The organism is Caballeronia mineralivorans PML1(12), assembly GCF_001028175.1.
Lineage (GTDB): Bacteria > Pseudomonadota > Gammaproteobacteria > Burkholderiales > Burkholderiaceae > Caballeronia > Caballeronia mineralivorans.
In genome coordinates this window covers 1-24,714 of record NZ_AEJF01000115.1, presented here as the reverse complement: position 1 = coordinate 24,714, position 24,714 = coordinate 1, and the positions used below count along the sequence as shown (strand labels likewise).

Annotated in this window: 22 protein-coding genes and 1 pseudogene; 18 read left to right on the top strand and 5 right to left on the bottom strand. The window is 62.2% G+C overall.

Annotation, left to right across the window (positions count from 1 at the left end; translation table 11 throughout):
• Positions 1 to 16 precede the first annotated feature (16 nt).
• From EOS_RS17830 to EOS_RS17750, 18 genes and pseudogenes are all read left to right on the top strand, one after another.
• Positions 17 to 1,687 (top strand): ShlB/FhaC/HecB family hemolysin secretion/activation protein, encoded by a 1,671-nt coding sequence (locus EOS_RS17830; protein ID WP_047847994.1) that lies wholly within the window; start codon positions 17 to 19, stop codon positions 1,685 to 1,687.
• Positions 1,688 to 1,794: 107 nt separating this feature from the next.
• The gene (locus EOS_RS17825) at positions 1,795 to 3,615 is read left to right on the top strand and encodes a DUF2341 domain-containing protein (RefSeq protein WP_047847993.1); all 1,821 of its coding nucleotides are present in this window, start codon (positions 1,795 to 1,797) and stop codon (positions 3,613 to 3,615) included.
• A gap of 16 nt (positions 3,616 to 3,631) precedes the next feature.
• Positions 3,632 to 4,042 carry an ExbD/TolR family protein gene (locus tag EOS_RS17820; protein ID WP_047847992.1) on the top strand — a complete coding sequence of 137 codons (411 nt, stop codon included), beginning with the start codon at positions 3,632 to 3,634 and terminating at the stop codon, positions 4,040 to 4,042.
• A 9-nt stretch (positions 4,043 to 4,051) separates the two neighbouring features.
• Complete coding sequence (locus tag EOS_RS17815; RefSeq protein WP_047847991.1) at positions 4,052 to 4,762, top strand: TonB C-terminal domain-containing protein; 711 nt, start codon at positions 4,052 to 4,054, stop codon at positions 4,760 to 4,762.
• Between the two features lie 91 nt (positions 4,763 to 4,853).
• Entirely contained in the window at positions 4,854 to 6,686 is a 1,833-nt protein-coding gene (locus EOS_RS17810) for a putative porin (protein WP_082163403.1), read from the top strand.
• A 7-nt stretch (positions 6,687 to 6,693) separates the two neighbouring features.
• Complete coding sequence (locus EOS_RS17805) at positions 6,694 to 7,365, top strand: hypothetical protein (RefSeq protein WP_047847990.1); 672 nt, start codon at positions 6,694 to 6,696, stop codon at positions 7,363 to 7,365.
• A gap of 35 nt (positions 7,366 to 7,400) precedes the next feature.
• On the top strand, positions 7,401 to 7,970 hold the full coding sequence (locus EOS_RS17800; protein ID WP_047848022.1) for a YbjN domain-containing protein: 570 nt from the start codon (positions 7,401 to 7,403) through the stop codon (positions 7,968 to 7,970).
• Positions 7,967 to 8,419, top strand: coding sequence for a hypothetical protein (locus EOS_RS17795; RefSeq protein WP_152693137.1), 453 nt, complete (start codon positions 7,967 to 7,969; stop codon positions 8,417 to 8,419). Before EOS_RS17800 ends, EOS_RS17795 begins: the two co-directional genes overlap by 4 nt.
• A gap of 72 nt (positions 8,420 to 8,491) precedes the next feature.
• A complete protein-coding gene (locus tag EOS_RS17790; RefSeq protein WP_047847989.1) occupies positions 8,492 to 9,382 on the top strand; it encodes a peptidylprolyl isomerase in 891 nt (296 codons plus the stop codon).
• Positions 9,379 to 10,194, top strand: coding sequence for a hypothetical protein (locus EOS_RS17785; RefSeq protein WP_053063937.1), 816 nt, complete (start codon positions 9,379 to 9,381; stop codon positions 10,192 to 10,194). The genes EOS_RS17790 and EOS_RS17785 overlap by 4 nt, the downstream gene beginning before the upstream one ends.
• 35 nt (positions 10,195 to 10,229) lie before the next feature.
• Positions 10,230 to 10,583, top strand: a complete 354-nt coding sequence (locus EOS_RS17780; RefSeq protein WP_152693136.1) for a hypothetical protein — start codon at positions 10,230 to 10,232, stop codon at positions 10,581 to 10,583.
• A gap of 80 nt (positions 10,584 to 10,663) precedes the next feature.
• A complete protein-coding gene (locus tag EOS_RS17775; protein WP_235442860.1) occupies positions 10,664 to 12,091 on the top strand; it encodes a Do family serine endopeptidase in 1,428 nt (475 codons plus the stop codon).
• Positions 12,092 to 12,225: 134 nt separating this feature from the next.
• Entirely contained in the window at positions 12,226 to 12,720 is a 495-nt protein-coding gene (locus EOS_RS17770; RefSeq protein WP_047847986.1) for a hypothetical protein, read from the top strand.
• A 74-nt stretch (positions 12,721 to 12,794) separates the two neighbouring features.
• Entirely contained in the window at positions 12,795 to 12,962 is a 168-nt protein-coding gene (locus EOS_RS47105; RefSeq protein WP_160312509.1) for a hypothetical protein, read from the top strand.
• Positions 12,963 to 13,069: 107 nt separating this feature from the next.
• The gene (locus EOS_RS43570; protein ID WP_053063936.1) at positions 13,070 to 14,392 is read left to right on the top strand and encodes a class I SAM-dependent methyltransferase; all 1,323 of its coding nucleotides are present in this window, start codon (positions 13,070 to 13,072) and stop codon (positions 14,390 to 14,392) included.
• A 681-nt stretch (positions 14,393 to 15,073) separates the two neighbouring features.
• Positions 15,074 to 15,391, top strand: a complete 318-nt coding sequence (locus EOS_RS17760; RefSeq protein WP_047848018.1) for an H-NS histone family protein — start codon at positions 15,074 to 15,076, stop codon at positions 15,389 to 15,391.
• Positions 15,392 to 15,601: 210 nt separating this feature from the next.
• Entirely contained in the window at positions 15,602 to 16,378 is a 777-nt protein-coding gene (locus EOS_RS17755) for a hypothetical protein (RefSeq protein ID WP_152693135.1), read from the top strand.
• Between the two features lie 43 nt (positions 16,379 to 16,421).
• Positions 16,422 to 17,153: pseudogene (locus EOS_RS17750) on the top strand (IS6 family transposase).
• 232 nt (positions 17,154 to 17,385) lie between these two features.
• On the opposite strand, the gene EOS_RS17745 reads toward EOS_RS17750, so the two are convergent.
• The 5 genes from EOS_RS17745 to EOS_RS17725 all read right to left on the bottom strand — a co-directional run.
• Positions 17,386 to 18,930, bottom strand: coding sequence for a methyl-accepting chemotaxis protein (locus tag EOS_RS17745; protein ID WP_047847984.1), 1,545 nt, complete (start codon positions 18,928 to 18,930; stop codon positions 17,386 to 17,388).
• Between the two features lie 120 nt (positions 18,931 to 19,050).
• The gene (locus EOS_RS17740) at positions 19,051 to 20,088 is read right to left on the bottom strand and encodes an XdhC family protein (protein WP_047847983.1); all 1,038 of its coding nucleotides are present in this window, start codon (positions 20,086 to 20,088) and stop codon (positions 19,051 to 19,053) included.
• A 51-nt stretch (positions 20,089 to 20,139) separates the two neighbouring features.
• Positions 20,140 to 21,498 (bottom strand): MFS transporter, encoded by a 1,359-nt coding sequence (locus EOS_RS17735; protein ID WP_047847982.1) that lies wholly within the window; start codon positions 21,496 to 21,498, stop codon positions 20,140 to 20,142.
• A 59-nt stretch (positions 21,499 to 21,557) separates the two neighbouring features.
• Positions 21,558 to 23,219, bottom strand: coding sequence for a UbiD family decarboxylase (locus tag EOS_RS17730; protein ID WP_047847981.1), 1,662 nt, complete (start codon positions 23,217 to 23,219; stop codon positions 21,558 to 21,560).
• A gap of 202 nt (positions 23,220 to 23,421) precedes the next feature.
• The coding region (locus EOS_RS17725; RefSeq protein ID WP_047847980.1) for an NAD-dependent succinate-semialdehyde dehydrogenase at positions 23,422 to 24,714 on the bottom strand (1,293 nt) is incomplete at its 5' end.

The following is a 24,714-nucleotide window of genomic DNA, read 5'->3' as shown; positions in this document are numbered from 1 at the left end:
ACAGACGCAGGGCCGGATGGGGCAGCGTTTTGCAGGCGCGTTGCTGGTGGGAGGGATGACACTCACGGCAGCCGTGCGCGCCTTGGGCGCGGAGCCGGGACCTGCACCTGCTGCGACAACATCGCCAGCGTCGGCTGCAAACCCTGTGCAAGGGGCCGGTACAGCAGCCTCAAGTGCGGGAGGTCTGCCGCAGAGCTTTGACGTGAACGAATACATCGTGCGCGGCAACACCACGCTGGAGAGTCTCGAGATCGAGAAGGCTGTGTATCCGTTCGAGGGTCCGGGCCGGTCGCTTACGGACGTGAACGCGGCGCGCGACGCACTGCAGAAGGCCTATCAGGACAAAGGGTATCAGTCGGTGGTGGTGGAGCTGCCGCCACAGCAGGTCAAAAACGGCGTGATTGTCCTGCAGGTGGTGGAAGCAAAGGTCGGGCGCCTGCGAGTGGAGGGCGCGAAGTATTACTCGCCGCAGAACATCCGCGACGCCGTACCCGCACTCGCCGAAGGCGGCGTGCCGGATTTCACGGTGGCCCAGCAGCAGTTGACGGACCTGAACCGCTCGGCTGACCGCCAGGTGATTCCGGTACTGAAACCTGGCACGCTCCCGCAGACGGTCGACGTGGACCTGAAGGTTGACGATCACAACCCGCTGCACGGCAGTCTTGAAGTGAACAACGACAACAGCCCGAGCACCTCGTCGTTGCGTACTACCGCATCGCTGAGTTACTCGAATCTGTGGCAGCTCGGCCATGTGCTCTCCGGCACGTACCTGCTTGCGCCGCAGCATCCGAACGACGCGCGCGTGTACTCGTTCTCGTACCTTGCGCCGCTGAAGGATTCCCACTGGAGCTTGCTCGCCACCGTCGTGCACTCCGACAGCAACGTGGCGTCGCTCGGCGGTACGAACGTGCTGGGTAAAGGGACAACGTATGGACTCACCGCGATCTACGCGTTGCCGTCGACAGAAACGTACGCACAGTCCGTGAGTGTCGAGATCGACCGCAAGCATTACGACGAGAACGTGAGTTTGGCTGGCCAGACGTCAACGGCGCCGCTGACCTATGTGCCGGTGACCTTCTCATACAACGGGCAGTTGAGCCGCCAGCACTCGCAGACGGCGTTCTCGGCGTCGCTCACGACCGGCATCCGTGGTCTGGGTAGTAGCGCGAACGAATTCGACAACAAGCGCTTTAACGCAACGCCGGATTTCATCTACGGCAAGTTCGACGTCAACCACACACAGAATTTCGACCACGACATCCAGGCGAACGCGCACGTGAGCGCGCAGTTCGCGAACTCGCCACTCGTGTCGAGTGAGCAGTTCGCCGCAGGTGGCATGAACAGCGTGCGCGGTTACATGCAGGCGGAAGACACCGCTGACAGCGGCGTCATTGGCTCGCTGGAACTGCGCAGCCCGTCAATCGCGAAGTATCTGGGTGGCGCCGTGGGCAGCAAAGTGAACGAGTGGCGCTTTCACGCGTTCGTCGATGCGGCGCACCTGTGGTTGCTGAGTCCACTGCCGGAGCAGACGGCGAGCTTCAACCTGCTGTCGATGGGGGTCGGTACGCGCGTGCAGCTACTGAAATACGCGAGCGCGGACTTCGAGGCGGGCTGGCCGCTGAAGGCGGGGGGCACCACGAAGCAGTACAGCCCGCGCTTTGACTTCTTTGTGCGCCTTGCTTTCTGAATGGTGCGTGATCGGCGCGTGAACCTGCGCGATCAACGGATGAGCGACTTTTTTACATGAATGGCGCTGGCGCGATCGGGCCGGCCTGTCGAAGACTATCGGGGAGTATGACTGTGAAGCGAGCTTTGTTTCTTTTACTGACGGCGGCATTTATGTGCCTGCCGGGGGTGGCCAACGCGTGGTGGCAGAACGACTGGTCTTACCGCAAGGCGATCACGATCGACACAACGCCCAAAGGTGCAAATATCACGGAGTCTGCGGGCCGCGTGCCGCTGCTGATCCGTCTGCACCCAGGCAATTTCCAGTTCGACGGACTGCAGGATAACGGTGCGGACATCCGGTTCATTGCGGCTGATGACAAGACGCCGCTCAATTACCACGTCGAACAGTACGACGCCGTGCTGGGCGTCGCACTCGTCTGGGTCGACGTTCCCCAGTTTCCGGCCGGGGCGGCACAGAGCGTCTGGATGTACTACGGCAATAACAAGGCGCCCGAAGGCGGCAAGGCGGCCGACACGTTCGATCCCGACTACACGCTGGTCTATCACTTCAACGGCGCATCCGGTACGCCGCCAAAGGATCTGACTGCCTACGGCAATAACGCGCAGAACGCGCCGGCACGGATTGTCGAGGACGGTATCGTCGGCAAGGCTGCCCAGTTCAACGGGACCGGGCCGCTGAACCTGCCCGCGAGCCCGTCGCTGAATGTTAGCGCTGGGGGTAGTTTTACGTTCAGCGTCTGGGTCAAGCCGGGTGCGCTTGCACCGCAGACGCTTCTCTATAGCCGTCGCGACAGCGCGAACGCATTGCTGATCGGGCTCGACAACGGGGTGCCATTTGCTGAAGTGGACGGCGCCGCCGGTGGTGCCAATAGCCCGGGTCCCGTGCGCACGCCGGCCGGTCAGCCGGTGGCAGCGAATCAATGGACCCACATTGCCGTGACTGCAGACGGCAAGAACATCACCCTGTACGTGGGCGGCAAGCAATACGCACAAGTCGCCGCAACGTTGCCAGCCCTCACGAGCGCAGCAGCGGTGGGCGGTGACGTTGCAGGTGCCCCGGCGGGTTTCACGGGCTTCACCGGTGTCCTCGATGAACTGCGCCTGTCGAAGGTAGCGCGCCCGGCGGCGCTGATTGCGCTCGACGCGATGAGCCAGGGCGCCGAGTCGAAGCTGGTTGCCTACGGTGCCGACGAGAAGCAGTCGGGCTTCGGCTTCGGCTACTTTGGCGTGATCGTCAAGTCGGTGACTGTTGATGCGTGGGTGGTGATTGGCATCCTGCTGGTCATGGCAGCGATCTCATGGGTCGTGATGTGGAACAAGGCCGCCTATGTCGGCACTGTGGACAAGGCCAATGGTTTGTTCGTGCGGCGCTTCCGTGAAGTGGCGGGCAAACACCTCGTGGGCCTCGCTCACACGGACGAAAAGTCGGAAGAGGGCCGGCGCCTGCGCCAGTCGTCGATGTACCGGCTTTATCGGGCCGGCGTTGCGGAAATCCATAGCCGAGTCGACGGCAACGGCCGCACGGTGATCACCGCGGAGTCGATCGAAGCGATCCGCGCGACGATGGACGCCACGCTCGTGCGCGAAAACCAGCGCCTGTCGAAATCGATGGTAGTGCTGACCATTGCAATCTCGGGTGGCCCGTTTCTCGGCCTGCTGGGCACCGTGGTGGGCGTCATGATCACGTTCGCTGCGATCGCCGCAGCCGGCGACGTGAACGTCAACGCGATCGCTCCAGGGATCGCCGCGGCGTTGCTCGCTACTGTCACCGGTCTGTTCGTCGCGATTCCCGCGCTCTTTGGCTACAACTACCTGCTGATCCGCAACAAGAACGTCACCGCGAACATGCAGGTGTTTGTCGACGAGTTCGTCACGCGTCTGGCCGAAGCGCATCGCAACCCCGATCACGCGCTGGCTGCGGACTGAACTCAAGGAGAGCGAGATGCAGGTTCAGGACGACGACAAACCGTACGACGACATCAACATCACGCCGATGCTCGATCTCGCGTACGTGCTGCTGATCATTTTTATCATCATGACGACCGCCTCGGTACAGGGCATCAAGGTCGATCTGCCCAAAGCGAGTTCGTCGACGAGTCTAGCGAAACCGCAGACCAAGGCGATCACGGTGTCCGACTCGGGGCAGATTTTCCTCGATGCATACCCGGTGAGCATGACCGAACTGGAAGACCGGCTGCGTACGCAGAAAGCCCTCACGCCGGAGTTTCCGATCGTGCTGAAAGGCGATTCGGCCGTGGCGTACCAAAAGGTGATGGACGTGCTCGACCTCTTGCGCCGCCTGGACCTGTCGCAGGTGGGACTGGTGACGGGCAAGGCGCATCAAGGCGGCTAGAGACCCACTATGGAGATGACCTACAACAATGGCCGCGGCGACGATCCGGAGAAGGAGCCGCGGCGCTGGCTCAAGCCGGTGGTCACGGTCGCGGTGCTGCTGGGTGTCGCGGCGCTGGTGTGGCACTTCGCGAGCGACACGGCGGGCGTGAAGCGCGTATCGGCGCCGCAGGTGACCACCGTCATTCCGTTGCCGCCCCCGCCCCCGCCACCACCGAAAGTGAAACCTCCTCCGGAAAAAATCCAGGAGGAGGCCAAGACGCCGGTGGACAAGCCGACGGTCGCACCCAAGCCGTCCGAGGCGCCGAAGCCGTCGGACAACCAGCCGAAGCAGATGACGATGAACGCGCCTGCCCAGGCAGGCACCGACAGCTTCAACCTTGGCGCGGGTGATGGCAGCGGCATGGTTGGTAGCGGCGGAGGTGGCAGGTTTGGCAACGCCGGCTATTCGCAGTACATGGTCTACACGCTGCAGCGGGCGATCGAGCAGGACAAGGCGGTGCAGGACGCGGGCGGAGCCCGTTTTACCGGCAGCCTGAACCTGTGGATGGAGCCGTCGGGGCGTATCACGAAGGTGGCGATTGTTCAGTCGACAGGCGACGCGAAGATCGATGCTGCCGTGGTGAACGCTGTTGAGGCGCTCGGCAAGGTGGATGAGCCGCCCCCACCGGCCGCGTCGTATCCGGTACTCGTCAAGTTGCAGGGACGCAAGCCGGCGTGACGGGCGAAATCACGCGCAGACACGAACACACGGGCAGGTCCCTCGCCGGGGCGGTGCCAGCAAAAAAACCAGCAGTCTTGTGGAGAAAAGAATGATAAGGAAGATGAAGAGTCGGGGTGGTGCCGGTGGCGTCGGATACGTGAGCCAGCGCGACGGGGGCACTGCGTTGCATCGTTCCCGCATCAGCGTCGCGGTGTTTGCACTGGGTGTCACATGCGCGGCGGGCGCGCAGGCACAGTCACTCGAGACGCAAGCAGCGGCCGGGACGGCTGCGCCCACCGAGAGCACGGTGATCAACCTGATCAATCTGCTGGTCAAGCAGGGGGTGCTGACGAAAGCAAGTGCGAACAGCCTCGTTGCGCAGGCGCAGGCAGAAGCCGCGCAGGCGAAGGCGGCGTCGAATAGCCGCCCGGCACCGTCAGGGGCGGCTATTGTAAATGCGCCGACCCAGCCGGGCGACGTCGCGGTGCCGTATGTGCCGCAGGTGGTGCGTGACCAGATCCGCGACCAGGTCAAGCAGGAAGTGGTGGCCCAGGCGAAAGCGGAGAACTGGGCACAACCCAACACGTTCCCGGAGTGGGTCTCGCGCATCAAGATAGATGGCGACGTGCGCGTACGCGACGAGTTCCACTTCTACTCGCCACGCAACGCAACCGGCCAGACAAACTTCGCGGCGATCAATGCGAATGGTCCGTTCGACTTTAACCCGAACACCAATAACACGCTGCCGCCGACGCTCAACACGACGCAGAACCGTAACAACCTGGAGCGCTACCGCGCGCGCCTGGGGGTCACGGCGACTCTTTCGGAGGAGTTCACGGCCGGCATCCAGCTCGCGAGCGGCAACGACAACGGGCCGGTGTCGACCACCTCGACCGCGGGCGGCGGCTTCGCGAAGAAGAGCATCTGGTTGAACAAGGTCTATATCGCCTATCAACCGACGGCGTGGCTCAACATCACAGCGGGGCGTTTCGACAATCCGTTCTTCTCATCCGATCTGCTGTTCTCGAACGATCTCGAGATGGATGGCCTTGCGGCGAACTTCCGCCATGCGTTGCCGGCCGACCCCGACGTGACATTGTTCGGCACGCTCGGCGTGTTCCCGATCCAGTACACGGCCGATACTTTCCCGTCGAACAGCCTCAGCAAGGGGAGCACCGATACGAAGTGGATGTTTGGCGGCCAAGTGGGGGCGGAATGGAAGATCAACACGCAGAACCGGGTTAAGGGGGCGATTGCCTACTACGACTTCCAGAACATGCGCGGCACGCTGTCCTCGCCTTGCGCGCTGTACCTGGGACAGACGAGCTGCAGCACGGACAACGAAGCGCCTGCGTTCATGCAGGGGGGCAACACGCTGATTGCGCTGCGAAACATCGTGCAGAACCCGAACCTGGCACCTGGCCTGACACCTGACCCGCAACTCTTCGGTCTGGCGTTCAACTACCGGCTCTTCGACGCGAAGCTGCAATGGGATACGGTGGTGGCCGACCGGGTGAAGCTGCGTCTGGATGGCGAATACGTGCGCAACCTGGCCTACGACGAGAACAAGGCGTTCAGCGCGGCCACGCTGCCGGTGAACAACTTCGATTCGAACTCGGCCAATGTGACGCGTTCCGACTTCAGGAGCGGGCCGAACGGATACATGGCGAAGGCGACGATTGGGGAGCCGGATCCGAAGACCAAGGGGCAGTGGAACTTCACGATCGCCTACAAGTACCTGCAGCCGGACGCGACGCTTGATGCGTTCAACGACCCGGACTTCCACCTCGGCGGCACCAACGCGCGCGGCTACATCCTCGGTGCGGCGTATGCGGTGGCACGCGACACGTGGCTCTCGGCGCGCTATCTGAGCGCGAAGGAAGTGTACGGGCCGCCCGTGTCGATCGACGTGCTGCAGCTTGAACTGAACGCACGATTCTGAGGTGAGCATGCGAAAAGATCGGGTGATCGTAGCGGCGCTAGCCGGGGCCGTGTGGTTGAGCGCAACGGCGCCGGCGTCGGCGCAGAGTATCGACGACAAACTGCGCACGCAGTTGCGTTCGACGACGGAGCAACTGCGCTCGCTGCAGGATACGCAGTCGCAGTTGCAGGCGGATAAAACGACAGCAGAGCAGCAGCGTGACAAGGCGCTTGCAGACCTGAAGCAGGCGCAGGCGGATGTGGCGGCGGCGAAGGGCAAGTCTGGCGCCGAGGTCGCGGCCGAACGCTCGCTTGCGGCGGAGAAGTCGAGTCACGCGCAGGACACGCAACAGCTCGCGAAATACAAGTCGGCATACGAAGAGTTGCTGGCCTTGTCGCGTTCGCGTGACGCAGAGCGAACCCAGGCGCAGACAGAAGTGAAGGCGCGCGATGCTCAGCTGCAAAACTGTGAGGCAAAGAACGCCCAGCTGTACCAGGTTGGTCACGACATCCTGGACGCCTACGAGCACGTGGGCCTTGGCACCTTCCTGAAATCACGCGAGCCGGTTGCGCAGGGCGCACGGGTGAAATACGACCAGATCGCGCAGGACTACGGCGACAAACTCTATAACGGCAAATTCGATCCGCGCGCTATCTCACCCGTGAACGGCGCATCGGCCCCAGCATCAGCATCGAAGTAACCGGAATCGACAAGGAAATCATCATGAAAAGCGCAATGAAAACCGACGAATCGAGCCGCCGCGAAGTCCCGGCGAGTGAAGGACTGGACGTCGTCCATGAAGCAGTCCTGGAAGCCGTCAGCGTCGAGCAGTTGGGCGACATCTTCAAGACGGCGGGCTACCGCGTAACGGCCGCCGAACAAAACGGCATGGTGCAACTGATGAGCGCGAGCCAGGGAGTGGGATTCGCGATTCGCTTTGGCAACCGCAGTGTTGTGGACGGTCAATATCTGGACTACACGCTCAGTTGCGCATTGCAGGTGCAGGGCGAGTTGCCTGCAGAGATCGTTTCTGACTGGAACCGCGCGAAGCGCTTCGCGCGGCTATGGGTGCAGGCGCAGTTCCTCGTGTTGGAAATGGACATCGTGGTCGGCGGTGGTGTCACCAGTCGTCATCTGCGCTCGACGATCGAGTTGTGGGACCGGTTGATCCAGGAGTTCCTGCTGCATTTGCGCAATCGCCCCGCGCTCGCGGCTGAGGCGATGAAGCAACAGGCGCCGGTATCCGCGGGTACTCAGACGCTCGCCGGCGACGAAGGCAGCGAGCACAAGGCGACTCTGCAGTGATGGCACGCGTCCGGGTCGGCACCCGAATCGGAGCTTGGGCGGCGACGCTCTTTTCGCTTCTGCGCGTAGGCGCATCGAAGCAGGCCCGGACAATCCCTGCGAATCAGGCACCGAAAGCATGGGTCGTCTATGCCGAGCGGGTGTCGGCGTGCTTTCAGGCAGCACTTGAAGGCGACAGTGCAGCGGCCAGGCGGTTTCATGCGTTCCTGGACCAGCGGACTCGGACAGACGGGAGCATTGGCACCGAGGACGTACCGATGGTGCTGCGCATCCGCGCGTGGATCGATGCCGCGGGGCGTGTGACGCAGATCGAGTTCACACCACTGGGCGACCCGCAGGCCGAGTCTGATCTGCGGCAGCTATTGCGGGCGCAAGCAGTCGAGCGCGTGCCGCCGCGCGACATGCTGCAGCCGGTCGCGGTGCGCTTGACCCTTGACGCGCGGTTGTAGCCGTCGGGCGGTCTCTTGCGACGCAGGCTTGTGGCGCGAGCGTTTAATAGTCAACGTAGTGGGAGTATTTTGATGAAGACAGTTGCACTGGTATTGAGCGGTCTGATGGTGTGTGCGCCGCTCGTTGCATGGGCACAGGACGGCGTGATCGCGAGCGCCGGAGGGGCATCGGTTACACAGTCCGATATCACGAATCTGCTCAAATCGCTGGACGCGGATACGCGCGCGCGACTTGCGGCGGACCCCGCTAGGTTGGATCAACTGGTGCGCGCGAGGCTTGCGCAGGCCGCCGTGCTCACTGAGGCGAAAGCCAAGGGCTGGGACAAGCAGCCGCAGGTGAAGCAACTGGTCGAGCAGGCGCAGCGTGACGCGGTGGCGCGCAGCTATCTGGCCTCGCTCAGTGCGCCGCCGGCTGATTTCCCTTCGGATGCGGATATGCAGGCTGCGTACGATCAGAACAGGTCGATCTTCACCGTTCCCGGTTCGCTGCACCTCGCGCAGATTTTCGTTGCAGCCTCGCAGGGCGCCGACAAGGCGGCACTGGACCAGGCTCGCAAGCAGGCTGCGGATCTGGCAAGGCAGGCGCACGCCAGCGGCGCGGATTTTGCCGCAATCGCGAAGGCCAGCTCGCAGGACAAGGCGAGCGGACAGAACGGCGGCGACATGGGATTTGTCCCGGATACCGTGCTGCTTGCGGAAGTCCGCAAGGTTGCGGACGGGATGACGCTGGGTGAGGTCTCCCAGCCGATCGAGACCTCAGCGGGATTTCACGTGATCAAACTGATCGAAAAGCGTCCGGCGAATGTGCGGCCGTTCGCACAGGTGAAGGAACAGATCCGGACAACGTTACGGCAGCAGCGTGCGCAGCAAAACGCGCAGGAATATCTCGCCAAGGCGGTAGGGCCGAACACGGTGGCGATCAATGAGGATGCCTTGAAAAAGGCGCTCAGCGAGGCGCAATGAGCGCCACTAGCAACGACGCGGTGAGCTTGGTCAAAGGGCTACATCCGCTCGACGAGCGCTATATCGGCGCATATGCATGGCGGGGTGAATCGGGTGAATCGGGTGAATCGGCTGCAGCGGTGCAGGACGTCTCGCCGCTGCGATGCCCCCTGTGCCTGGGCGTACTGATTTCGACCCATCGCCAGCGTCGCGGCTACGGCTATTTCAGACACGAGTCTGACGCGGACGCAGCGCGATGCCCGCTTGCGACGACGAGCTATCAGCCCGAGGGGCTCGTCGTCAAAGGGCCGCAGGAGTCTTTGGTTGCGCACACGCATCGTGCGCGGTTTTTGCTCAACTGGAAGCGGCATTATCGGCTCGCTCGCAGCATGGTGTCGTCGCTGACGGTCAAGCGCTTTACCGAGCTGATAGAGTACGCCGATGTGCTGAATCTGTGGTCGTATCCGCTTCTGGAGTTGCGGGACCTGCCGTATGTGCTGCTCGTGATGGCGGGCTTCATGGCAGTGCGCGGTGAGGGGGAAGACAAGACTTGGGTGCGTTACTGGTTTGACGGGAGTGTGCGTGATGCGGGCGACTTGTGGCGCGCGGATGCGGGCGCGGCGCAGTTGTTTAGGGTGGAGTATCGCGATTCTCTCCGTACCCCGTTTCCGACCTCCGCGGAGATCCTGCACTGGGCGCCGATCGTGAGGATTGAGCGGCTGCAAGACTTGACGAGTCCGGGTGTCACTCGGGCGGATGTCAAGGCTTTTGCTCGCTTTGTAGAACGCAATGCATCGGCACGACGTGCGCCGCCGGAGGATGGTAATGGATGACTGGCTGCAGGCGGTGCCAATTGGACGATGAGCGCATGCGCGACGACGATAAACGGCTGCTGCGGAAAACCATGCTGATTGGTGGAGCGGTCAGCTGTGGCGTCGTCGGCTATTGCGTGCTACCGCAGGCCGGTGGGACGCCGGATGTAGTGGGTGAGGCTGAACTGCCGGGCCGGCGCCGGATCGTGGCTGCACCGAATCCGACGATGCTGAACGGGCATGCGCTGGTCCTGCTCAGTTATATCCACGGTTCGCATGGTGGCGCTATCTGCGATCGGAGGGCTGATCCGCAGGGGACGATTGAAGACGATGTGCCCCCCGCGCAATCAACGATTTCGCAATCCGAAGGATCGAGGTATCGAGACGTCATTCTGTGGGATGAACGCTAGGCTGCGGCAGGCTTGAACGACACGGCAGGCCTGCGGGGTGAATGCGGTGCCTATTATCTGCAAGGACATTGCGCGGTGATATGAAAGACTGGGCGTGGGGAATCAAGAGAGCGGTCTGGGCCACGGCCCGGATGGCGATGATCTGTGGCATGGCGGTGCTGGGCGACGGCGCTCTCGTCGTCACCGTGCATGCGCAGGCAGTTGTTCCTGCGACGGTGCCGCAACTCGCCATGCCGAACTTCGCGAGCCTCGTCAAGCGCTACGGCCCGGCGGTGGTGAACATCAGCGTTACGCGCGAGGTGGCGCAGATGGGTGTGCAGTTGCCGCCGGGCATCGAGCCGGGCAATCCGCTGGCACCGTTTCTCGCGCGCCGCGTGATTGGCAATCGTGAGGAAACGAGCCTGGGTTCGGGTTTTATCGTGAGCGCTGACGGCTACATCCTGACGAACCGGCATGTCGTCGGCGATGCGGCCGTGGTCGATGTGAAGCTCACCGACAAACGCGAATTCAAGGGCAAAGTCATCGGCAGTGATGCCCTGTCCGATGTTGCGCTCGTCAAGGTGGATGCCACGGATCTGCCGGTGGTGGTGACCGGCAACCCGAACCGCACCGAGGTGGGCGATTGGGTGATGGCGATCGGTTCGCCCTATGGCTTTGCCAACACGGTTACGGCAGGCATCGTGAGCGCGAAATCGCGGTCATTGCCGGGCGAGACCTACATCCCGTTCATCCAGACCGACGTGCCGATCAATCCAGGTAATTCGGGCGGACCGCTCTTTGACCTGAACGGCCACGTGATCGCGATCAATTCGATGATCTATTCGAAGACGGGTGGCTATCAAGGATTGTCGTTCGCGATTCCAATCGACGTCGCTTTGGACGTGAAGGAGCAGTTGCTCAAGACCGGTCAGGTGAGCCGCGGTCGTCTTGGTGTCGCGGTCCAGGAGGTGAGCCAGTCGCTCGCGCGCTCGTTCGGGCTGTCGAAACCGGACGGGGCGTTGATCGGCACAGTGGAGGCGGGCGGCCCGGCCGCGCAGGCGGGACTGCAGCCGGGCGACGTGGTACTGGCGGTCAACGGCGCCGCGGTCAGCGACTCGGTCGATTTACTGACGACGGTGGCGAAAATCAGGCCGGGGGGGCAGGTGGACCTACTGGTCTGGCGCTCAAATACCGCGACTCATATGACCGTGACGGTTGGCGCGATGGATAGTAACGGCGATTCGCCTGCCACCACGCAGGCGCCTCCCCGTCTGGGCGTGACGGTACGCCCGCTCACACTGCAGGAGCAACAGAAGGTCGGCAGCGATCATGGCCTGCTGGTCCAGCAGGTGACGGGCCGGGCTGCGAGCGTCGGTCTCAAGCCGGGCGATATTGTGCTGTCGGTCAATGAAACGCCGGTTGCCACGATCAATCAGCTCGCTGAGGCGATCAGGCAGGCGCGAGGTAATGTTGCATTGCTGATCCAGCGTGGGACGACCAGACAGTACGTGCCGATCGATCTGGGTTAGCGAAATGCAGCGACAGGCTCCTGGCGGGTTATGGAAGGCCATGTTTTTCGTCATGAACGGCAACGATGGTTGATTCGATGGCGTGACGCGGGGGCGTGAAGCGTTCGCCGCAAGAGATTTTTGGAGGATATCCAATGAACGCGAAAAATTTTGGCACTCTGGCTACCTGGCTGTTGGCGCTGACACTATGTTGTTGGGAGCCGGCATGGGCACAATCAACCTCACCTGACGTGGCACAACCGTGGCTCAGCTATGCCCAACTAACCAGCCGGCAATTCCAGACATGGCTGGAGGCGGACGACGACGCGGCGAACCAGCTACACCAGTTTCTCGAAGACCGGATTCTGAACGCGAAGGACGATGCGCCGCCGCCGGCGATCGTTATTCGTGCATGGATCGGCGCGAATGGTGCGGTGACCAAAGTCGAATTTAAGTCGCTAGGCGATCCAAAGGCCGACGCGATTCTGCGTCAACTGCTCACGCAACACCCAATCACCGAGCCACCGCCTGCCGACATGCCGCAGCCCTTGCGCGTGCGCTTGCATATGGAAGCGAATCCAGACAAAAGCACGCCGGCCAGTGCATCGAGCGATGCGCTGGCGGGATGTGCCGCGACTGCTTTCGCGTGAATCATCTGATTGCCATCGCGCTATCCGCAATCGTTTCGAGTAGTGCGATCGCGTAAACGATCTGTGAGCCGGTAATGATTGCGCTGTCGAAGAAAATCGGCACCTTCGCGCTCGAATCGAACGCGACCGGTTTGTTGATGAACGATGGTGGCGACGTGCTGACCGCACGCCACGTGATCGAGGCGTGCAAGTCGCTTTTATCAATTAATGCACGTGATCGCGAAGGGGCAGATGAAAAGTGATGGCAAACGGCAACGTTCGGCTGCCGAACAGTTTTACGAGCTTGCGGGATAAGCATTCCTATCCATTCCGAACTGACTCTTCTTGATTTACTTACTGTGACAGAACCATGAATATGGTATCGGACGATTTCTATCGAGCCCTTGAGGATCGCTTTCGAGGCAGTCGAGAGCTGATCAAGTTTCGGCAGAGCGTGTATTTGCCGCTCGTCGAAGCGCTTGCTAACCGAGTGCAGAAGAAGGTGCTGGACGTGGGGTGCGGGCGTGCGGAATGGCTCGAGTTGCTCGGCGAGCGCGGTGTTCCTGCGCAAGGTCTTGATCTCAACGAGGACTTCGTAGCGGACGGGAAGCGCGCTGGACTCAACGTATTCAGCGCCGATGCGATGCAATACCTCGGCGAGCAACCGGATCAGTCGTACGGGTTGATCAGCGCGTTCCATGTAGTCGAGCATCTTGGGTTTGAGAACTTGCTGCAGTTCTTGCGGGAGGCGTATCGAGTTGTCGACGACGGTGGTGCGATCTTGCTAGAGACACCGAATCCGGCGAACCTGCTGGTCGGCGCATGCAACTTCTATCTCGACCCGACCCATGAGCACCCCATTCCATCGAGTCTCCTGAGTTTCGCGGCGGAGTTTTCGGGGTTCGAGCAGGTCGTCATCGTGCCGGTCAATCGCGGTTTTCTGCAGAACAACCTCGAGCTGCTACCTACCGAGTTGCCCGGTGCGAGCGTCATCAACAAGGTGGTGTCGTCGCTCGATCAGAACTTCATGCAGGCACCGGATTACGCAGTCATTGCGTTCAAGAAGGCAGGCAATGAATTGGTTGAGGTTGCCAACTCGCTTCTGGGCGACTCGCCGTTGCCGATCTCGGCGAAAGAGACTGAAGACGTGAATGCGTTGTTAGAGTGGGTGCTCGAGGCTGAGGCGCAGCGGGCGGCGTTGCGGGCCGACGTTACCAGCGTGCAAGTGCAACTTACCAGCGTGCAAGTGCAACTGCGCGACGCTCTCGAGCGAATGGTGGCGATGCAGGCGCGTGCAGCCGTGGCGGAAGACCTTGTGCATCAGTCGCAGCAGCATGTGATCGCGTTGCTTAGCAGCAGTAGCTGGCGGCTGTCGTTGCCGGTCCGGTCCGTGGGAAGGGTGGCGCGCAAACTGGGGACCTTATCGGGCGCCGTCAAGCGGATGCAGAGATTGGGGTTACAGCATGCGGTAGCTTACGTGCGTTGCCGACCTGTTCTCAAGCAGCGTGTCGCGAATATGCTGGCGCGGTTTCCGCGAGTACGTGCGCGTTTGATACGGTATGCCGGACTCTACGCCGTGCAGGGCACGGTGTCGGGTGCGCCACTTCCCGCAGTTGAATCAATCGACCAGATGACCGCACGCGGGCGCGCGATTAATGATGATTTGAAGAGCGCCCGGAATGAGGACACGTGATAATTTCGCGGCATCGTTAGGCGTATCGTTTTGAATCTTCGCGCATACAGACGACTCGAAGAGAGGCCACGCCGTACGGGATTGTCCATACAGCACGGACTCTCACACACCAGATGTTATTTGTTACTAGTGGTTCTTGCGAGAACCCATACAACTCTGTAGTCGTTCGGTGGCGTTTTGTTGTTTATCCCAATGGACCGCTCAATCTCCTCCTTGAGGGCAGAGTTCACCTATCTTCGCCGTTGCTCCTGGTGCTAATGCCATTTTCATCCTCGAACGATATCGCCCTGTTGGGCGCTCCCAAGTGAGAGCGCCAACCATAGTAGTGACTTATACGGGGCTGTCGCAGTATTTTCGCGAAACGTTAGGGGGAGCATATGTACCTCACGCAGTTCGATGTTGGGTTCGGGGGAGGCTGGAGGAATCAGTTCAGGACCTACGTGGCCTGCAACGACACCATATCTTGCGTACGAGTCCACTCTGGATTCGTGACGTCCTTGAGTGCTATGAGCACGATGTCACGCGGCGAGTTTGCTGAGCAAGATCATGCCGGCCCGGTTTCTGGAGTTCACGTGCATAAACAGGCGTGACGGGTGACTGTGAAAGTGGGCATCGTGACCGAGGGAACGTCCGCTTTCCTGACTTCGATGCGGTTTATATCCTGAGGAGGTGATGGATAGCATGGCAACGTATCAGGAACTGCTGGTCCAGAAGAATGAGCTTGAGCAGCGAATCGCGGAGAAGCGTGAGGAAGAGATCCTTTTGGTCATCGCGGGCATCAGGGAGCAAATTGCGGCATACGGCTTCACATTCAGAGACCTTTTCGAGAGACACGAGGCTCGGGACGTCACTCGAGTTTGGCACGCGCCAAGGTATCGCGATCCCAAATCCGGCGAGACCTGGTCCGGTCGCGGGCGACCTCCGGCGTGGTTCGACAAACGGACAAGGGACATCTTTGCCGTTAGTGAGCAACGTCAACCGGTAAGTCGGGATGTGTGACGGCGTGCGGTGGTGCGGCTTTCGACCTAGCCAGCAGGCAGGGGCTCACCCATGACCGCATGCGGGACACCGGTCTGCCTGTTTAGGTTGTGCCTTCGCGGGCAGCCTTTGCACACGAGGCAACTGATACTGCCGCGGTGGGCCATTGCATTGCCGGGCCTGCTTGCGTGCGGCATGGCTTTCGCAGAAGCAACGCAAGAAGGAGTTGGCGTGGATGCTGCGATCCGCGCGGCGAACAACGAACTGAGGGTCGCTGTGGGCGCCACGCACCTGAAGTACCACGAGTTCGACACCCATCATCAGGTCGACTCGGGTTACCTGGATTCGGAGCAGGGTACGCAGCCTGTGGTCGAGGGTATGTGGCGTCGTCAAGCAACGCTCTTCGGCCTCGACGACATTTACACGTCGATCGACGCAAGTTATTCGCGCGGACACACGACCTACAACGGTTACGCGATCGACCTAGCCTCGCCGACCGGCGTTGGCACACCGCAGACGGAGCGCATGTCCGACATAACGTTCGATGCGGATGTCAGGCTTGGGCGGGCCCTTCGCTTCGCGATGCTGCCCGTGCTGCAGGTGACGCCCTATCTGACCTACGGGTTTCATCACCGGACGCGCAATGGTCTGGAGCGCTACGAACACCAGGTCGCTGGCGCGGGGGTGCTGTGTCAGGTTGCGTTGACTCCGGCAATGGTTGCGCAGGCCGACGTGATGGTGGGCCGCACGTTCGATGCGAGGATGCGCACACCGGGTCTGCCTCTGGCAGTTCTGGGCTCACGCCCGACGGAGGCGCTCGGGCTCGGGCTCGACATAGCTGTAACCCGTCGCCTGCATGTTACGCTGGACTATCGTGCCGCGACGTTTGCGTATGGGGAGTCGGCGCCCGCGAACGGGTACTTTGCAGGACGATACGGGCAATGGTTTGAGCCGGAATCGCGCAGTTGGACGCAAACAGCGACCGTGGGCGTGGCCTGGTCACTTTGAGGGCACTGTCAGGTTGATGAAGATGCGGCGGTAGAATGAAACGATGAAGAAGACAAAAACGCTTTATCACGGCCGCCGCTTCCCTGCTGTCGTCATTAGTTGCGCAGTTCGCTGGTATTTCCGGTTCTGCCTGAGCCTACGCGACGTCGAGGAGTTGTTGCTCGAGCGAGGTATCGTGGTCACGTACGAGACGATCCGTTGCTGGTGCGAAAAATTTGGCGCGAGGTTCGCTCGGTGCGCCAAGGCGGTGCGGCGGAAGCCAGGCAGCACCTGGCATTTAGATGAGATGTTCGTGACGCTGCGCGGTGAGCCGCATCTGTTGTGGCGAGCGGTCGACGAGCATGGCGCCGAACTCGACGTGCTGGTGCAAAAGCGTCGCGACAAGGCCGCGGCAAAGCGCTTCTTTCTGTGGGTACTGCGTTCAAACCCGGTGCCGCGCAGAATCGTTACCGACCAACTGCGCAGTTATCCGGCCGCGAAGGCTGATATTCCTTAGCTCGCCCAGGTAAAGCACGTTTTCGTCAAAGCGGCCGCACGCGTAAACAACCGCGCCGAGAACAGCCACCAGCCAACCCGTAGGCGCGAACGACAGATGTGTGGCTTTCGCGATTCGCGTCGCACGCAGGCTTTTCTTTCATGCTTCGGCCCGATCCGTCAGCACTCCGCCCTTCCAAGACATCAGATGAACGCTGCACGTCATCGCGCCATCCTAAAAGAACGTCTCGGTGCATGGCATGGTTGGACCGTCTCTGCCGCAGTCGAGACGGCTATCTGATCAGGATAGCTACTAGTATGCCGCACACTCGATCGGCGGCCGCCAACTTGACAACGCCGGGGGGGCAACACGGCCCCTCGCCCCTTGACGCCTCGCCGTCGGCTAAGGTCTCGGGTGTCGGGCGGGAACGCGGGAGACTGATCTGTCACACCGGCGCCGAATGGTCTCGTAGGTCGCGCGCACTCCTCGTTGTACCACCAAGCTCCTCAATATCAAGTCTCGTTCCCGCCGATTACTTCAGCCGGAAGACCGAGACCGCGTCGCGTAACATATTCGCCTGATCGTCGAGCGAGGAGGCTGCGGCCGCCGCCTCCTCGACCAGAGCCGCGTTCTGCTGCGACACCTGTTCCATCTGCGACACGGCAAGGCTCACCTGCTCGATGCCATCGCGCTGCTCGTCGGACGCGTTCGCGATCTCCCGCATGATCGTCGTGACACGAGTGATCGAGTCGCTGATCTCCTGCATCGTTTCGCCCGCGACGTTGACGAGCTGCGAGCCCGACGCCACACGTTCGACCGAATCGTCGATCAACGTTTTGATTTCCTTTGCGGCCATACCGGCGCGTTGCGCGAGCGAACGCACCTCGGACGCGACCACGGCGAATCCGCGTCCATGGTCGCCGGCGCGAGCGGCTTCCACCGCGGCATTGAGCGCAAGGATGTTGGTCTGAAATGCGATGCCTTCGATCACGCCCGTGATGTCGGCGATCTTTTGCGAGCTGCGGTGGATTTCCGTCATCGTATTCACGACGTTGCCCACGACCTGCGAGCCGCGCGCGGTCACGCTATGTGCTGATTCGGTCAGCGTTTGCGCGGTGCGCGCGTTGTCCGCATTCTGCCGGACTGTCGAAGTGAGCTGCTCCATGCTGGCCGACGTTTCCTGCAGCGATGCCGCCTGCTCCTCGGTGCGCTGCGAGAGGTCGTTGTTGCCGGCAGCAATCTGCTGCGTGCTGGTGGCAATGGAATCGGAGCTGCGTGTGACTTGCCGGACCATCTGTTGGAGGCCGTCCTGCATCTGTTCGAGTCCTTCGACGAGCTGTCCCATTTCGTCGCTCGTGCGTGCCTTGAGCGGCACGGTCAAATCGCCTTGTGCGATGCGCTGGAGCGCCGAAAGCAGGTTGGCGAGCGGCATTGCGATCGAACGGTGCAAGCCATACACGCAGCCCACGCACACGGCCAGCCCGAACGCGATCAGCACCACACCCACGAGGCGCAACCGTTCATTGAAATGCTGCGCGGCGGCGAACGCCTGCTTGCCATGCTCGTTCTGCCAATGGTCAAGCGAGTCGGTGCTGGTCGAGAGCGCAAGCGAGAGCGGCGACATCGTCTTCGTCGCGATGTGATCCGCCGTCTCGCGATCGCCTTGTTTGAGTGCATCGGCCAACGGTACGATTCCGCGTTGTACCAGTGCAGAGCGCGCCTCATCCACGCGGTCCGCGAGCACCTGCGCGTCGGACCCAAGCTTGATTGCCCGGTAGGTGTGCCACGCGCGATCGGAGTCCGAAAGATGGCCGAGCGACTTCGCGATGGCCGCCGACAGATCGGCTGCCTCAGGGTGCATCAGGGCACGATCCAGGACCACGCGCGCGATCTCTAGGTCCAGATTGGATTGCCCTACGGAAATCGATGCCGCCAGCTGGTTCGAGTAGGCGGAATTTAGCGCATCGTTCGAACGCTTCATGCCGATCTGCCCGAGCACGCCGACCATGATGATCAGCAGGCTCAGCACGGCCATCATGGCCCACAGTCGGCCGGAAATGGAGAGACGAGAAAGCATGCTGCCCCCGATTATTTAGTTTGAGTTTCTTCTGGAACCGCCCAACTGTTCCCCATTGCCAGGCTGTTCGTGATCTCAATCGCAACGCAATGACCGCGGAAGATCCGCTATCGAGGTGAATCAATGACGCTTCACTACGGCGCAGCTCGTCTGTCCATTCACCGCGATATCCAGCGTAGTTTTTGCCTCTTCGACCCGAAATTCGCCCGGCAATGCCACACCGTTCTTAACCGCCGTAACTTCGGCGAGTATCGACACCGCGATTTCCGGCGGCGTACGGCTGCCGATATAAATACCAACGGGCCCGCGCAACCGGATGAGTTCATCTTTGTTGAGATCGAAATACGTCTCGAGCCGCTCGCGTCTTGCGGCATTGTTCCGGCGCGAGCCCAGCGCGCCAACGTAGAATGCGGGCGTTCTGATCGCCTCCATTAACGCGAGGTCGTCGAGCTTCGCATCGTGTGTCAGCGCAATTACCGCGCAGCGCTCGTCGAGCTTCATGTCGAGTACGGTGTCGTCCGGCATCGTACGTACGAGCGTCGTGCCTGGTACGTACCAGGCGTCGGTGTATTCCTCCCGCGGATCGCAGACGGTCACTTGATAGTCGAGCCCGAGTGCGATCTGGCAAAGATAGTTCGAGAGCTGACCGGCACCGATCACGAGCATCCGGTAACGCGGACCGTGAATGGTCAGCAGCCGGTGCCCGTCGAAATCGGTGCCATCGGCCGAGTGCGCTGGCACGAGTCTCGCCGCGCCGCTCTCCATGTCGAGCGAGCGCGCGACGAGCTCGCCGGCACCGACCCGACGGCACAAATCGTCGATGCCGCTCGCGCGCGTCAGAGGTTCGAGCACCAGCTCGATCGTGCCGCCGCACGGCAATCCGAAGCGATGCGCCTCATCGGCGGAAATGCCATACTTCATGGCTTCCGGGAGCGTTTGCTGAATGCCGAGCCGGCGCACGCGGTCGATCAGGTCGTCCTCGATGCAGCCGCCGGATACCGAGCCGACCACCGAGCCGTCCTCGCAAATCGCCAGCATGGCCCCTTCGGGCCGCGGCGACGAACCCCACGTCCTGACTACGGTGACGAGCAGCACGCGATGGCCGCTCTCGATCCAGCGAACGCTCGCCTTCAGCACTTCGAGATTGACGCTATCCATGAAAATACCGAGTGGTTGCCTGACCATAACCTGGGCTTCGGAAGAAACCCGTCAGTGTCGCGACAGCGCCGAGCGCAAGGACATTTCTTGCGCTGCTTCTGGCGTGATGGTTCTGTTGAGCATGAAGCAGGCGACACCGGCCGCCAGCATCGGCAACGCACCGAGAAGAAAGATCGTTCCGATCGGCGTTCCGATGGAGATCAGGACACCGGCGAGCAGCGGGCCGACGATGGCGCCGATGCGCGCCACCGCGAAGGAGGCGCCGGTCGCGGTAGAGCGGATGAAGGTCGGATAGATCATGCTCGAAATGGCATTGAGGCCGATATTCCCACCCAGGACCAGCAGACCCGAGACCAGCGCCATCGCCATGGTGAGACCGGCGCCCGTACCGACGGCCAGCCCCAGGGCCGCCACCGGAATGGCGCCGAGGATCATCGTCAGCGTCATCACCCGTACGCCCTTCCTGTCGATCATCCAGCCGAAGAACCAGCTGAAGCCGGCACCAAGCTGGAACAGAGCCTGGCTGCGGGCCGCATTGGCGAAGCCGATTTCGTCGGTCAGCAGCGTCGTCATCCACTGCGACAGGAAGAAGTGGGTGACGAAGGATAAGCCAAGCGCCAGCCACAGGAAGACGGTCATGGCCGAACGGCCCTCGGTGAAGAGGTGCGTCACCGGCACACCCGTGCGCGCCTGCTCCTGGATGGTGAAGCGCGTGTCGTCCGCGAATTGCGCGCTGGGCTTCAGCTTGCGGGCATAGGCCAGGATGCGCTCGCTGGTGGGGTTGCGCAGGATCAGGTAGCGGATGGATTCAGGCAGGCCGGCGAACAGGATGATGCCCGCCACCACGGCGCCGGCGCCACCGACATAGAAGACCGAGCGCCAGCCATACGCCGGGATTATCTCCGCCGCGAGAAGACCGCCGCCGGACGAGCCGGCGGTGTAGCCGAGATAGAGGAGGGTAATGATCAGCCCGCGCTTACCCGAGCGGGCATAGTCTGTGATCAGCGAGACCGCCATCGGCATGCCGCCGCCGATGCCGAGCGCGGCGCAGAAGCGCAGGATCGACAGTTCGACCAGATTGTGGGCGAAGGGCACGGCGAAAGTGAAGCCGCCGAACAGCGCGGTAGCAAGCAGGATGGCGCGCCGCCGGCCGATGCGGTCGGCCAGCATGGCGAAAAAGACCGAACCCGCCATCCAGCCGATGATGCTGACGTTAAACACGGGCGTCATCAGGGCCCGGTTGATGCCCCATTCCTTGATGATACCGGGCGCGGCGTAATTCAAAGCCTGATTGTCGAAGCCGTCCGCCAGCATGACGACGGCGCACAGAACGAAGAGGGTCACGGTGAACCAGCTGCGCTCCTGCGTCTCGACGACTTGGGCGATATCGACGGTATTGTTTTGGGTCATGGCGGTCTCCGGATGCCTCTGCTCCTGGGGTTGCTTACATGCGGCTGGCGCGTTGGCGCTCACTCGCTGTGGTCGCCCGAGGCTTCGCGCACCGGTGTTTCCGGCTTCACCCCGCCGCGCCGGTTGGCCCAGGTGCGCTCGCCCGTCTCGCGCCAGCCGCCAGAGGTAGCCGCTTCTGCATACTCATCCCAGCGCTTGTCCCAGTCGCCCAGGTGATAGCCATGCCATGGCGGCTGCGGCGTGAGGCGGGGGAGTTCCAGCTCTTCCCAGATCTTGCGTGCCGCGGTCATGTATTCCTCCTTCGGCAGGGCCAGCGGCGGCATGGCGTGCTTCAGCGTTGCGTCGATCAGCAGCGTACTTTCTAGCGGCGCGCGGCCGGACTTGGGACCATGCCCGCTGGTGCGATAGGGCGTCACATGCACGTCGTGCGTGAAGTCGGAGCGATAGGCCAGCGACCAGAAGACGGCATCGGCGTTTTCCGGGTCGATATCCTCGGAGACGGCGATGACCAGCTTGCCGCACTGCGCCTGGAGCGTTGCGGCCCCTTGCAGGCCACGCCAGACCTCCGCCTGCTGCGTGCCGCGTGCAAACTGGAGGAAGATCACCTTGCGCAGGTTGGTCAACGGCTCGTGCATCACCACCCGCTCGATGCCGCGCACGCCCATCACCTTCTGCAGATGCTCGAGGAACATCGGCTCATAGGCCACTTTCTTCAGCACGGAGCTTTCGCTGGGCGTTACCTGGCTGATGATCGAGACGAAGACGGGCTTCTTCTTCATCGTGATCGCAGTGACGTGCATGGACATGTTGTAGTCTTCGAGCGCGACGTGGCCGTGGCTTTCGCCGAACGGGCCTTCGGGCTCCAGCGCATCGGTGTCGATCAGGCCTTCGATCACGATTTCGGCATCGGCGGGAACGACGAGATCGATGGTTTTGCAGCGCACCACCTCGACCGGCGCGCGCATCAAGCCGCCGGCAACAGCCATCTCGTCCTGGTCGATCTGGAGCTTTTGCGGCCCGGTGAACAGCACGGCGGGCGCGCAGCCCAGCACGATAGCGCACGGCATCTGCTGGCCCTTGGCCCGATATTTCTCCCAATGGAGATAACCACCAGCTCCCGACAGGCGGCTCGCCATGCGCACACCCAGCCGATTTTCCGACTTCAGCGCGGCGCGGTAGGTACCCATGTTCTGGACGCCGCTCTCGGGATCCTTGGTCACGCAGAGCGTCGCGGTGAGATAGGGCGCCGCGTCGAAGCCTGGCGTGGAAACCGGCACCGGCAGGCGCGACAAGCCCTTTTCCTTCAGCGCATCGCCGCTGATCACCACCTCCTGGCAGGGCGCCTGCGCCACCATGACGGGCGGAACCGGCTCGGCGATCGCGTCCGTCCAGGCGCGGCCGATCTGCTCGACCGGCAGGCCGAGGCCGGTGGCGTAGATCTCCGGCGAGGCGGCAAGGCCGCCGATCAGCACCGGGATGTCATAAGTCTGGCCGTCGCTGTCGACCACATTGGTGAACAGGAAAGCGCGGCGCTGATCTTCGCGCAGCCCACCCTGGAACTGCCAGCGCGCCAGCGGGTGCAGCTCCGTATCCTTGTTGATCGGCCGCTCGATGCGGATCAGCAGCCCCTTTGCCTCCAGCCGGGCGATATGTTCCTGCAGGTCGCGCGGGGCACCGCCGGCAGTTTCCGTTCGCGAAAGATCGTGAGGCGATGATGACATTCTGTCTCCTTAATATGAGACCCAGTGGGCGGGTAGAATAGTGTGATTGTATGATTGCATAACAGTATTACGAGTGTCAACGCGGCTTTACCCACTGACGCGTGGTGCCCCTGGTGACGTTTGGACTACTGTCGAACGACTGCTGTACGTCGATTTTGGCGTGATGAATGCGGCTGGTAGCCGGCTGCCGAAGCGGCATCGCTCAGAGGCCACCCATGCACAGGTACTTGATCTCAAGATATTCCTCGATGCCGTATTTCGAGCCTTCGCGCCCGAGGCCGGATTGCTTGACGCCGCCGAACGGCGCGACTTCATTCGAGATCAGGCCCGTGTTGATGCCGACCATGCCATATTCGAGCGCCTCGGACACGCGCCAGATCCGGCCGATGTCGCGGCTGTAGAAGTAGGCGGCGAGACCGAACTCGGTGGCGTTCGCCGCCGTGATTGCCTCGCGCTCGTCGCGGAAGCGAAAAAGCGGGGCGACGGGGCCGAAGGTTTCCTCGGTCGCGAAGCGCATTGAAGCAGTGACGCCATCCACCACAGTCGGCTCGAAGAAGAGCTTGCCGGCCGCATGACGCTTGCCGCCAGTGAGCACGCGCGCGCCGTGTGCCACCGCGTCGGCGATATGCGCTTCGACCTTCTCGACAGCGGCCTCGTTGATGAGCGGGCCTTGCGTGACACCGCCCTCGAAACCGTTGCCGACCATGATTCGGGCGACCGCCGCCGTGAATTTTTCTGCGAACACGTCGTACACGCTGTCCTGCACGTAGAAGCGGTTCGTGCAGACGCAGGTTTGACCGGCATTCCGGTACTTCGAGGCGAGCGCGCCCTCGACCGCCGCATCGAGGTCGGCATCGTCGAACACGATGAACGGCGCGTTGCCGCCGAGTTCGAGCGAGAGCTTCTTGACCGTCGGCGCGCACTGGCTCATCAGCATGCGGCCCACCGGCGTCGAGCCCGTGAACGAGAGCTTGCGCACGATCGGGTTGCTGGTCATCTCCGTGCCGATCGAGTGCGGGTCGCCGACGACGACGCTGAACACGCCGGCCGGTACGCCCGCACGATGCGCAAGCTCGACCAGCGCGAGCGCCGATAACGGCGTGGCTTCAGCCGGCTTCACGATCATTGCGCAGCCGGCGGCGAGCGCGGGCGCGACCTTGCGCGTGATCATCGCAGCCGGGAAGTTCCACGGTGTGATCGCGGCGCAGACGCCGATCGGCTCCTTCGTCACCAGCATCCGCTTGTCGGCGGCCGGCGAGGCGAGCACGTCGCCGTCGATCCGTTTGGCCTGCTCGGCGAACCATTCGATGAACGACGCCGCATAACCGATCTCACCTTTCGCTTCCGCGAGCGGTTTGCCTTGCTCGGCCGACATGATCGCCGCGAGGTCGTCCGTGTTCGCGACTATCAGTGCGTACCAGCGCTTCAGGACCACCGCGCGCTGCGCCGCGGTGAGCGTGCGCCAGCCGCGCTGCGCGCGTTCGCCGGCTTCGAT

Excerpts from the sequence above, each read along its gene's own strand:
- EOS_RS17830 (WP_047847994.1), top strand. The coding sequence starts at position 17 with ATGGGGCAGCGTTTTGCAGGCGCGTTGCTGGTGGGAGGGATGACACTC.
- EOS_RS17825 (WP_047847993.1), top strand. The coding sequence starts at position 1,795 with ATGACTGTGAAGCGAGCTTTGTTTCTTTTACTGACGGCGGCATTTATG.
- EOS_RS17820 (WP_047847992.1), top strand. The coding sequence starts at position 3,632 with ATGCAGGTTCAGGACGACGACAAACCGTACGACGACATCAACATCACG.
- EOS_RS17815 (WP_047847991.1), top strand. The coding sequence starts at position 4,052 with ATGGAGATGACCTACAACAATGGCCGCGGCGACGATCCGGAGAAGGAG.
- EOS_RS17810 (WP_082163403.1), top strand. The coding sequence starts at position 4,854 with ATGATAAGGAAGATGAAGAGTCGGGGTGGTGCCGGTGGCGTCGGATAC.
- EOS_RS17805 (WP_047847990.1), top strand. The coding sequence starts at position 6,694 with ATGCGAAAAGATCGGGTGATCGTAGCGGCGCTAGCCGGGGCCGTGTGG.
- EOS_RS17800 (WP_047848022.1), top strand. The coding sequence starts at position 7,401 with ATGAAAACCGACGAATCGAGCCGCCGCGAAGTCCCGGCGAGTGAAGGA.
- EOS_RS17790 (WP_047847989.1), top strand. The coding sequence starts at position 8,492 with ATGAAGACAGTTGCACTGGTATTGAGCGGTCTGATGGTGTGTGCGCCG.
- EOS_RS17785 (WP_053063937.1), top strand. The coding sequence starts at position 9,379 with ATGAGCGCCACTAGCAACGACGCGGTGAGCTTGGTCAAAGGGCTACAT.
- EOS_RS17780 (WP_152693136.1), top strand. The coding sequence starts at position 10,230 with ATGCGCGACGACGATAAACGGCTGCTGCGGAAAACCATGCTGATTGGT.
- EOS_RS17775 (WP_235442860.1), top strand. The coding sequence starts at position 10,664 with ATGAAAGACTGGGCGTGGGGAATCAAGAGAGCGGTCTGGGCCACGGCC.
- EOS_RS17770 (WP_047847986.1), top strand. The coding sequence starts at position 12,226 with ATGAACGCGAAAAATTTTGGCACTCTGGCTACCTGGCTGTTGGCGCTG.
- EOS_RS47105 (WP_160312509.1), top strand. The coding sequence starts at position 12,795 with ATGATTGCGCTGTCGAAGAAAATCGGCACCTTCGCGCTCGAATCGAAC.
- EOS_RS43570 (WP_053063936.1), top strand. The coding sequence starts at position 13,070 with ATGAATATGGTATCGGACGATTTCTATCGAGCCCTTGAGGATCGCTTT.
- EOS_RS17760 (WP_047848018.1), top strand. The coding sequence starts at position 15,074 with ATGGCAACGTATCAGGAACTGCTGGTCCAGAAGAATGAGCTTGAGCAG.
- EOS_RS17745 (WP_047847984.1), bottom strand. The coding sequence starts at position 18,930 with ATGCTTTCTCGTCTCTCCATTTCCGGCCGACTGTGGGCCATGATGGCC.
- EOS_RS17740 (WP_047847983.1), bottom strand. The coding sequence starts at position 20,088 with ATGGATAGCGTCAATCTCGAAGTGCTGAAGGCGAGCGTTCGCTGGATC.
- EOS_RS17735 (WP_047847982.1), bottom strand. The coding sequence starts at position 21,498 with ATGACCCAAAACAATACCGTCGATATCGCCCAAGTCGTCGAGACGCAG.
- EOS_RS17730 (WP_047847981.1), bottom strand. The coding sequence starts at position 23,219 with ATGTCATCATCGCCTCACGATCTTTCGCGAACGGAAACTGCCGGCGGT.